Here is a 6399-nt window from a genome sequence, read left to right as displayed (position 1 = left end):
GCAGCCATACGGCAACGCAGTTTGAGAAACAGATATTGGCACTTTGGGTACTGATGCCGGTGAGTCTGGCGGTATCGGAAGCGGTCAAATCAAGTGTGAAAAGGCGCAGGATTTGACGGAATTTTGATTCGGTAATTTTACTGAACTTTTGGTATTTGTTTTTAATAGGTATATCAGAAGCTTAACATCATTTTTGCTGATTTTGCTTCGTAAGCCCCTAAATAAATTCAGGATTACGACGGCTTTTTTGCAAAAATTTCAACCTATGAAAACCGTTTATTTACCCAACCGCTTGGTTTTGTTGATCACGATTTCTACGCGGCGGTTTTTGACGCGGCCTTCGGGGTTGTCGTTGCCGTCTTCGTTGGTGTTCGGCGCAATTGGATCGGCCGCGCCTTTGCCATCGGTTTGGTAATCATAATGCAGGCCGTGTTTTTCAAGCCATTGCTTCACGGCCTCTGCGCGCGCCAGCGAGAGCTTTTTATTGTAGGCTCTGCTGCCCTTGCTATCGGTGTGGCCTGTGATCAGAATCAGCCCTTTGCCCTTTTCGCGTATCACTTCGGCGGCCTTTTGCAGCTCGGCATCAGCCTCGGGTTTCAAATCGGCCTTATCGAAATCGAACAACACATCGGAAGCCAGATTGATTTCGATATTGAACCCCGTTTGCTGCGCGCTCAGGCTGCTGCCGGTTGCCGACAGATTACTGCCTTGTGCAGAAACTGATGAAACGGGGGCAGAAATTGTTTGTGCGGCAGCAGGTTGCGGCTCGGCTGTTTGCAAAGCAGATGATGCGGGTTGGGCTTGTTGGGCCGGTGCGGCTTGCGCGGGCACAGAAGCAGGCGGCGGCGTTTCCGCCTGCGTGTTTTGGGCGGAGGCGGCAGCGGCAGGTGCTTGGCTGCCTGAAGATTGCGGGTTGCAGGCGCATAAGGCAACGGCGGCAAAAAGGGAAAATGCGGTTGTGGCGTTCATCGGATTGCTCTTTAAAAAAATTAAAGTCGGATTCACTTAGGGAGTGTAGTCAGAAGGCTTGTGAAGCGTTTTTTGAGGGAAAATCTGCAGATGCAAGGCAAAAAGCACAGCAAGATTGAACATCTTGCGAGCATTTTAGCTTCGCAAGTCCGCTATGCTACCTAAAAGCAGCAGATGCGGATTTTAACCAAAAATACCGCCGCAGTGCTTTCCGGCTACACTCCCTAATCTTAGCCGCAGCGCCGACATATTCGGATTCAAGCCCAATTATGTGCGGATATGACTGTTTTTTTTAAATTTTTCGGCGAAACGGTTTTCAGACGGCCTGATCTTGATTGATAGGCCGTCTGAAAACCCCGTATCCGAAAACTTAACGGCTCACGGGAACGGATTCAAACGAACCTATATTAGGAAAATCAATGGTGATGGTGGGTGAAGTCTCGGGCGGGGCAGGGAATTTCAGCGAAATAGTTAGCGGGTGTCTTGTGGAGCCGGGAATGCGTATTTCTTTATGGTGAGTATTATTGATGGGATCGGCCATATATTTGCCGTTTTCGTCTTGCAACAGGGTAATCTTTTTGCTGGTGGTTTTATCGATATAGTCGAAATCGGCTAATTTATGAGAACTTCCTGCAAAATAATCGTATTTGCCGTCGGGTGCTTTGGGCGGAACGGCCACAAACTCCACATTCAGAATCTGACCGACCACTTTGACTTTTGTTAGATGGATGGTGTCGTTACCAACCGTTTTGGTTTGAATCGCCTGCACAGGTTGGCTTTGCGCGGCAACCGGCTCGCGGATCAGGCTCTCACCCGAAGTGGGTGCTACTGCCTGCTGCGGTGCTTGCGCAGCAGGTTTGGCTTGTGCCGGAACTTGCTGCTGCGTCTGTTGCGCAGGCGCAGCGGGTGTTGCTTCTTTTTGACAGGCGGCCAAGCCGGCCAATGCGGTTAAGTGCATACAGCCAATATTTGCAAACGCATGTTTTGCTCCTTCAGATATAACGGTATCGGTGGTTAATATTACTTTGACTTATCGTTAATGTATTAAGTTCAGCCCAAAAGAGCAATTAATTTAATAAAAATCAAAAGGCCGTCTGAAAACCTGCTTCGGTTTTCAGACGGCCTTTTCAAGCATCAAGCCGATAAGGGTTAGTCGGCTTGACGGCGTAAAATAGCGGGAATTTCAAAATCGTCCAGCACAGATTGGTTGGCAAAGTCGGAAGCAGTCAAGTTCATACTCCGGGTGCTGCGGCCGGAACGGATCAAGCCGTTAATGTTGCCAAAACCATCGTCTGTACCGGTTGCCTGCTGGGTTTTCACCATGCGCAAGTTGTTTGGGACGGCAGCGGTGTTTTCTTTCAGGCCGGTAGCGATGATGGTTACGCGGATAGCGTCTTCCTCCATTCCTTCATCTTCGGCAGTACCATATTTGCGCTCGGCATCCGGATGTGCGTATTCGTCCACCACTTTCATGATTTCGCGGTATTCAGACATTTTCAGGCAACCGGGCGCCGTGGTGATGTTTACCAATACGCCGCGCGCACCATCTAGGGTTACGTCATCCAACAGCGGGCTGGAAATGGCTTGCTCGGTTGCCAAGCGGGCACGGTCGATACCTTGTGCGAAGCCTGAACCCATCATCGCCATACCCATAATGCTCATCACATTTTTCACATCGGCGAAATCCAAGTTGATGAAACCGGGCCGCGTCACCACTTCGGAAATACCGGCAACTGCATCCCGCAATACATTATCGGCAGCACGGAACGCTTCGCGCACGGTAATGTCTTCACCCAACGCTGTCATCAATTTGTCGTTCGGGATAACAATCAGGGAATCCACTTGGCTTTTCAGGTGATCCATGCCTTCTTGGGCAATGTGTACGCGTTTGCCTTCGTGGCCGAACGGGCGGGTTACCACGGCAACGGTCAGGATTCCTTGTTCTTTTGCAATTTCTGCAACAACGGGAGCAGCTCCCGTGCCGGTTCCGCCGCCCATGCCGGTTGTAATGAACAGCATATTGGCACCGCGGATGGCATCGGCAATGGCCTCTCGGTCTTCTTGGGCTGCTGCACGACCGATTTCAGGGTTAGCACCCGCACCCAAGCCGCGTGTCAGGTTGGTGCCCAGCTGGATACGTTTGGCAGCGTTGCTTCTGCCCAAAGATTGGGCATCCGTATTGGCACTGATAAATTCCACCCCTTGAACAGTATTTAAGATCATATTGTTAATGGCATTACAACCGCCGCCGCCGATACCGATAACTTTAATAACCGCAGGGCTTGCGGCGGCCTCTACTACATCGTAAACCAATTCCATAAAATACTCCTCTGCGCCCTGCGTTAGGACGGGTAAACAAATGACGGCTAAATAGCTGCAAAATTTGGCGTTATTATATAAGAAGCCCCTGCTTACTGGCAAAATTCTTCTTACATTTTTACGAGAATTTTAAAAATTATTCTTCAACCATTCTTTCAGCCTGACCAGCCAGTTTTCTTTCGGTTCCCTGATGGCTACCACTCCGGTAACGGGGGCACCTGAAACTTCGCCTCGGGCGGCCTGGAGAAGGCCGATAGCCGTGGCATACCTGGGGTTGCGGATGCGCTCGGAAACGCCGCCTATTTCGTGCGGCACGCCGATACGGGCGGGCAGATTGAACACGTCTTCGGCCAAATCAACGATGCCGGTAAGCAGCGATGCGCCGCCGGTGAGCACCACGCCCGAGGTAAGCACTTCTTCGGGAAAACCGCTGCGGCGCAGCTCATTAAGGGTAAGCTCTAAAATTTCTTCTACCCTCGGGCCGATTACGCTGGCCAAAACACGGCGGGAAATCTGGCGCGGCTGGCGGTCGCCCACGCTGGGCACCTCTATCATTTCATCCAAGCCTTCCATGGTGGCGATGGCAACGCCGTGGTTGATTTTGATGTATTCGGCGGCGTTATGCGGCGTGCGCAGGGCTTGTGCCAAATCTTTGGTAATCAAATCACCTGCAACCGGAATCACAGCGGTATGGCGGATGGCACCGTTGGTGTAAACAGCGATGTCGGTGGTGCCGCCACCGATGTCGATTACACAAACGCCCAAGTCTTTTTCGTCTTCGGTTAACACGGCCTGACCGCTCGCCAACGGCTGCAGCATAATCTGTTCCATATGCAGGCCGCAGCGGTTGACGCATTTTTGAATGTTTTGCAGGGCAGTAATCGCACCGGTAATGATGTGCACGCGGGTATCCAGGCGCACCCCGCTCATACCGATGGGCTCTTTCACACCGGGCTGGTTGTCGATGATGTATTCCTGCACCACGGTGTGCAGAATATTGTGGTCTGGCGGAATATTGACGGCTTTGGCAGTTTCGATGGCGCGGTCGATGTCGGCTTGGGAAACTTCGCCGTCTTTGATTTTCACCACGCCTTGCGAATTGAGGCTGCGGATATGGTTGCCGGCAATACCTGTGGTTACGCTGTCGACTTTGCAGTCGGCCATACGCTCTGCCTCTTCCATGGCCTGTTTGATGGCTTGGGCGGTGGCATCGATATTGGTTACCATGCCGGCTTTGAGGCCGCGCGAAGGTGCCTGCCCCAAGCCGATAATATGGATTTCGTTATCTTCGTGCACTTCGCCGATTAATGCGATAACTTTAGAAGTGCCTATATCCAATGCACTGATGTATTTGCCTTTTACCATGATGTCCCATTCGTTTGCTGATTACTGTCGGTTTTGCAGTTCGATGCCTGATGCACTGTTTTCAGACGGCCTGCCTGCCTGCGGCTCCTGCCGCTTGTCGTGGTAGCGCACGGCGAATCCGTCTCGGTAGCGCATATCCACATAGGCCAAGTTGCCTTGCTGCGCCTGCAAAATGCCCGGCCACATTTCGGCGAAGCGTTGCAGGCGTTCGGTTTCGTTTTCGCGACCCAAGCGCACGGAAATACCGTTATCCAGCCCTACCGTCCAAGCCGATCGCGGTGAATACTCAAGTTCGGCAACGACCAAACCTAAGGGTTTTAAAACGGCGTTAAATTCGTTGAAATGCTTCACCATAATTTTGCCGGTTCCCGCTCCGCCTGAAAACACAGGGAATTTTTCATCGGTAGCGGCAGTGAAAAGGTTGCCGTTGCTGTCGAGCAGGCCTGATTCTTTCCAGCGCGCCACAGGAATGCGCTCGATGAGGCCGATTTCGACTGTGTCGGGCAAACGGCGGCGCACGGTTACTTTATCCACCCACGGCAGCTTGGCAAACGCTTCCTGAGCACCGTTCAAATCAGCGCGGAAGATGTTGCCGCGTATATATTTCTGCGCCACGGTTTGCAGCTGCTTGCTGCCGGTGCGCCGTATTTCGCCTTCGATTTTGACCTGTTTCACCGGAAAATACGGCGAATTGTAAACCCAAACGGTCAATGCCCCCAGCAGTATTGCCACTACCAGAATCATCAGCCAACGGGTTATGCGCCTCAGGGCGCCTGCATTATCCCACATGAGCGGTTTTCAGAATTTCAACACATAAATCGGCGAAGCTCAAGCCGGTTTGGGCAGCCGACTTCGGCACCAGGCTGTGGCCGGTCATGCCGGGCAAGGTATTGATTTCAAGAAGATACAGCTTGCCGTCCGTGTCTTTCAGGAAATCCACGCGCACCACACCTTCGGCACCGATTGCCTGTGCGGCACGCACCGACAGCGAGCGCATCAGGGCTTCATCGGCTGCATTCAAATCAGCCGGGCACCGGTAAACGGTATCATCGCGCGTGTATTTGGCTTCGTAATCGTAAAATTCGGTGGCGGGAATGATGCGGATGGCGGGGTAGCCTTTGCCGTTAATCACGGGGCAGGAATACTCGCCGCCGCCGATAAAACGCTCGGCAATAATTTCGCCGTGCAAGTGTTTGAGACTGTTATACACCTCTTTCAGACGGCCTGTTTCTTTTACTTTCACCACGCCCACGCTGCTGCCTTCTGCAGCGGGTTTCACAAACATCGGCAAACCCAGCCCGCGCTCAACGGCATCGAAATCGCTGTCATCGTGCAATACGGCAAATTCGGGCACAGGCAGCCCCAGCGCCTGCCAAATCAGTTTGCAGCGGTATTTGTCCATGCCTACGGCCGAGGCCGTCACGCCGCTGCCGGTGTAGGGTATGCCCAAAAACTCGAGCGCGCCCTGCACGGCACCGTCTTCGCCGTAAGTGCCGTGCAGAATATTGAAGGCCGTCTGAAAGCCCCGGGCTGCCAGCTCGTGCAAAGGGGTTTCTTTCGGGTCGAACGGGTGTGCGTCTATGCCTTTGCTTTGCAGGGCGGCAACAACGGCGGCACCGCTCTCGAGCGACACTTTACGCTCGCTGGAAAATCCGCCCATCAACACGGCAACTTTGCCAAAATCTTGCATATTTACGGTTTCTTTCTTTTTCAGACGGCCTGTTTATCGGTTTGCACCAACAATCG

At 52.6% G+C, this 6399-nt stretch carries 6 protein-coding genes and 1 pseudogene; all 7 read right to left on the bottom strand.

All coding sequences use genetic code 11. The features are described 5' to 3' along the window. Positions 1 to 172 (bottom strand): annotated as a pseudogene (locus tag IR141_RS13430) (IS1595 family transposase); the annotation flags it as partial. 104 nt (positions 173 to 276) lie between these two features. Beyond that, entirely contained in the window at positions 277 to 969 is a 693-nt protein-coding gene (locus tag IR141_RS08355; RefSeq protein ID WP_135035862.1) for an OmpA family protein, read from the bottom strand. Between the two features lie 370 nt (positions 970 to 1339). Continuing rightward, a complete protein-coding gene (locus IR141_RS08350; protein ID WP_135035859.1) occupies positions 1340 to 1927 on the bottom strand; it encodes a phosphoribosylglycinamide synthetase in 588 nt (195 codons plus the stop codon). A gap of 191 nt (positions 1928 to 2118) precedes the next feature. Further along, positions 2119 to 3288, bottom strand: a complete 1170-nt coding sequence (gene ftsZ / locus IR141_RS08345) for a cell division protein FtsZ (protein WP_135035856.1) — start codon at positions 3286 to 3288, stop codon at positions 2119 to 2121. A gap of 129 nt (positions 3289 to 3417) precedes the next feature. Then, positions 3418 to 4656, bottom strand: a complete 1239-nt coding sequence (ftsA, locus tag IR141_RS08340) for a cell division protein FtsA (RefSeq protein ID WP_187001718.1) — start codon at positions 4654 to 4656, stop codon at positions 3418 to 3420. Positions 4657 to 4674: 18 nt separating this feature from the next. Then, positions 4675 to 5442, bottom strand: a complete 768-nt coding sequence (locus IR141_RS08335; RefSeq protein ID WP_135035850.1) for a cell division protein FtsQ/DivIB — start codon at positions 5440 to 5442, stop codon at positions 4675 to 4677. Next, a complete protein-coding gene (locus IR141_RS08330) occupies positions 5432 to 6343 on the bottom strand; it encodes a D-alanine--D-alanine ligase (protein ID WP_135035847.1) in 912 nt (303 codons plus the stop codon). Before IR141_RS08330 ends, IR141_RS08335 begins: the two co-directional genes overlap by 11 nt. Positions 6344 to 6399 lie beyond the last annotated feature (56 nt).

The sequence above is a fragment of the Neisseria sp. 19428wB4_WF04 genome, from assembly GCF_015235335.1.
GTDB classification, from domain to species: domain Bacteria; phylum Pseudomonadota; class Gammaproteobacteria; order Burkholderiales; family Neisseriaceae; genus Neisseria; species Neisseria musculi.
The sequence above is the reverse complement of the archived record's forward strand: the minus strand, read 5'-3'. Positions and strand labels throughout refer to the sequence as shown.

Coding starts and splice junctions, on each gene's coding strand:
- IR141_RS08355 (WP_135035862.1), bottom strand. CDS start 969: ATGAACGCCACAACCGCATTTTCCCTTTTTGCCGCCGTTGCCTTATGC.
- IR141_RS08350 (WP_135035859.1), bottom strand. CDS start 1,927: ATGCACTTAACCGCATTGGCCGGCTTGGCCGCCTGTCAAAAAGAAGCA.
- ftsZ (WP_135035856.1), bottom strand. CDS start 3,288: ATGGAATTGGTTTACGATGTAGTAGAGGCCGCCGCAAGCCCTGCGGTT.
- IR141_RS08335 (WP_135035850.1), bottom strand. CDS start 5,442: ATGTGGGATAATGCAGGCGCCCTGAGGCGCATAACCCGTTGGCTGATG.
- IR141_RS08330 (WP_135035847.1), bottom strand. CDS start 6,343: ATGCAAGATTTTGGCAAAGTTGCCGTGTTGATGGGCGGATTTTCCAGC.